General features: G+C 62.6%; 4 protein-coding genes. 1 reads left to right on the top strand and 3 read right to left on the bottom strand.

From position 1 onward, the window contains the following. A partial coding sequence (locus tag BUC15_RS18650; RefSeq protein WP_175558344.1) for a tyrosine-type recombinase/integrase occupies window positions 1-251 on the top strand: 251 nt, incomplete at its 5' end. Window positions 252-395: 144 nt separating this feature from the next. Here the strand turns inward: BUC15_RS18650 and BUC15_RS18640 are convergent. Genes BUC15_RS18640 through BUC15_RS18630 form a run of 3 tightly spaced genes read right to left on the bottom strand, consistent with a single transcriptional unit; the run spans window position 396 to window position 2,385 of the window. Then, window positions 396-1,487 (bottom strand): Eco57I restriction-modification methylase domain-containing protein, encoded by a 1,092-nt coding sequence (locus BUC15_RS18640; protein WP_084189747.1) that lies wholly within the window; start codon window positions 1,485-1,487, stop codon window positions 396-398. After that, window positions 1,484-2,128 carry an N-6 DNA methylase gene (locus BUC15_RS18635; protein ID WP_026926279.1) on the bottom strand — a complete coding sequence of 215 codons (645 nt, stop codon included), beginning with the start codon at window positions 2,126-2,128 and terminating at the stop codon, window positions 1,484-1,486. The genes BUC15_RS18640 and BUC15_RS18635 overlap by 4 nt, the downstream gene beginning before the upstream one ends. Beyond that, window positions 2,125-2,385, bottom strand: a complete 261-nt coding sequence (locus BUC15_RS18630) for a helix-turn-helix domain-containing protein (protein ID WP_035757278.1) — start codon at window positions 2,383-2,385, stop codon at window positions 2,125-2,127. Before BUC15_RS18630 ends, BUC15_RS18635 begins: the two co-directional genes overlap by 4 nt. Window positions 2,386-2,638 lie beyond the last annotated feature (253 nt).

Genomic DNA, 2,638 nt, shown 5'->3' with positions numbered 1-2,638 from the left:
CAGTGGACAGCAAACACGTCACCATGCACACCCTCCGGCACACGACCGCCATGAACCTCCTCCACGCCGGAGTCGACATCACAGTCATCGCGCTCTGGCTAGGCCACGAGCAGACCTCCACCACCGACATCTACCTCCACGCCGACATGGAGACAAAGAAGGCAGCCCTCGACAAGACCAGACCCCCAGGAGTCACCCCAGGCACATTCACCCCGCCCCCCGAGATCCTCACCTGGCTCGAAGCCCTCTGACTATGCCGACACCACCAGGAGACGATCGTCTCTGACAAGGGTAAACGTGGTCACGGTCGGCATAATCCACACGTCGGCATAAGCGATCAACGGACGCCTCGAACACCTCCGCGGGATCGCCTTGGGATTTAAGAACCTGACCCACTACATAGCCAGAAGCCTCCTCGAAACCGGAGGATTCAAACCCCACCTACACCCTGCATTGTGAAGAGCCAGCAAAGAGCGAGTGGCCGTGGTCGTCGGCCAATCCTTGAAGTGGGTGGTGACCTCGCAGAGTCCGGGGTGGTCGCGATCCCAGAGGAAGTAGCACACCCCGCCCTTTAGTCCGACGCCTGGGAACACGTCCGAAGCGCTCAGGTAATCGTTGATTGCCCGCACGCGGCTGTCGGTCAGCATTGACTCCCTGAACTCATCGAGGCCTTTTCCTCCCGCAAACCAACGCGAGGGAACGATCATGGACAAGAAACGCGGGTCGAGTTTCTTGGCCTGCTCTACGAAGAGTTGATAGATCGGGGCGGCGCTGGTCCCATGACCGCCGTCGCTGAGCTGGTAGGGCGGGTTGCCGATGATGACGTCGAACTGCATGGTGTCTCCGAACAGCTCCGCGATGCGGGCTTTGATGTCGTCGGTGTGGATGAAGGCGTAGGCGTGAGTCTCAAGGTCGTCACCACGGGCGTAGTCATCCTCGCCTGCGCCGCAGTAGATGCACTTGCGGTTGGTATAGACGGCGACTTCCTCGCTGGTCAGTGGATCAGCACGGAACTCCCGCTTCCCGCCGCCCCAGGTGTGCTCGGTGCGCTCGAACCAGATGTTGCCGTCCTCGGTCGTGAATGACCTAGCGATCGAGTGCGGGCCGTTGGCGAACTTCGAGCAGTAGACGCTCCGGCGCGCGAGCAGCGCCGTGAGCTGGGTGATCCCGATGCCGAACACTTGGTGGGTGAGGATGTGATCGACGCGTTCGGTGAGGTCGGGGATCGTCAGGATCAGGCCGTCGGTGAGTCGGCGCACGATCTCGCGGAGGAACACACCAGACTTGGTGAACGGATCGAGGAACGTGACATCGGGGTTGGCCCAGATGTCGGCGCCGTCGTTGGCGTCTGCCCACGCGGCGGCAAGCGTGTCGAGCATCTGGTTCGCGAACTCCGGCGGGGTGAAGACCTCATCGTTGGAGAGGTTCGCGATGCAGGTCAAGACATCCGGGTTGTGCCCTCGGAGAGTCAAAGGTGCAAGGGTCACGCGGCGGCCTCGGCGATCTGAATGACGGTCATCGTCGGGTAAGTCTGCGCGGGGACGAACAGGTCCTCGTCATCGAGCTCGCCGAATAGGGTTCCCTCGTACGAGGCGCGCTGAGTGAGGTCGTCGTAGCGAAAGTCGCGCCTCTGGAACTTGCCTTTGCCGAGGTAGCCCCACTCAGGAAAGGTGATCGGCTGGCCGCTTGGCACGGTCATGGTCAAGGCATCGCCCTGGACGATGTTCACGGTGAGAACCGCGCGGGCCGCTCGTGCCCACTGGTCATCGTTGCCGATACCCAAGAACGTGTTGAACACCTCGGCGAGATTGTGACGGCACTCTTCGGCGTTGTCTGCGAGAAGTTCGATACCGTAGGTGCACATGAGCGCGAACAATGCGTAGTGGCGCTTCTCGAACTCGCTCTTGCCGTGCCGAAGCTCGACCGTGGCGAGCTTGCGAGCCAGGACGGGGATGAGGAAGTTGCCCGAGCCGCAGGCGGGTTCGAGTACGCGGGAGTCGATCCGCTCAGACTCGTGCTTAACGAGGTCGAGCATGTCCTCGACCATCCACGCCGGCGTGAACACCTCGCCGTGGTCCGCAACGCGTTGCTTGGACTTCACCAAGCGCTGGGCGTCTTTCAGGTTCATCTTCCCCCCTCCCGGTGCTCGTCGTTGTCATGAGCGTAGGAGCGTCCACCGACACCGGGATGGGCTACGTGGAGCTCTTGGTCACTGGCCGCCGCACCCGCGCGCACCCAGTCGTCTATCTCGCTGGCTTGGAACTTCCAGAGGCGTCCGACCTTGTGGGCGGGCATGGCCTTCTCGGCGATCCAGGTGTAGACGGTGTCTTTGGTGACCCCGAGGTGGGCGGCGATGTCGTCTGCGGACAGCCACGGCTCAGCCACGTTGGTCCTCCCTCGCTCAATGGCCCAGGCAGGCCAACACTCACGATGATACCGGCGGAGGTACGGCTTGAGTGGGGTTTCTCCGGGCGTGGCCGAACGAGATGGGTGCCGAGGTTGGTCGCTCCGTTCAGCCGATCAGCGTGGGACACGCGCCTGGAGCCAGGCGGTCACTGCGTCCTGCCACCGGTCGGGGTCGGTGTTCCAGCAGAGCGTGTGGCCGGCGTCGAAGGTCTCCAACTCAATGATGTCCGGG

It is taken from the genome of Tessaracoccus bendigoensis DSM 12906 (assembly GCF_900141915.1).
Taxonomy (GTDB): Bacteria; Actinomycetota; Actinomycetes; order Propionibacteriales; family Propionibacteriaceae; genus Arachnia; species Arachnia bendigoensis.
This window is presented reverse-complemented; position numbering and strand designations above follow the sequence as displayed.

What these genes read in the sequence shown, in the direction of transcription:
- BUC15_RS18635 (WP_026926279.1), bottom strand. Translation starts at nt 2,128, where the DNA reads ATGAACCTGAAAGACGCCCAGCGCTTGGTGAAGTCCAAGCAACGCGTT.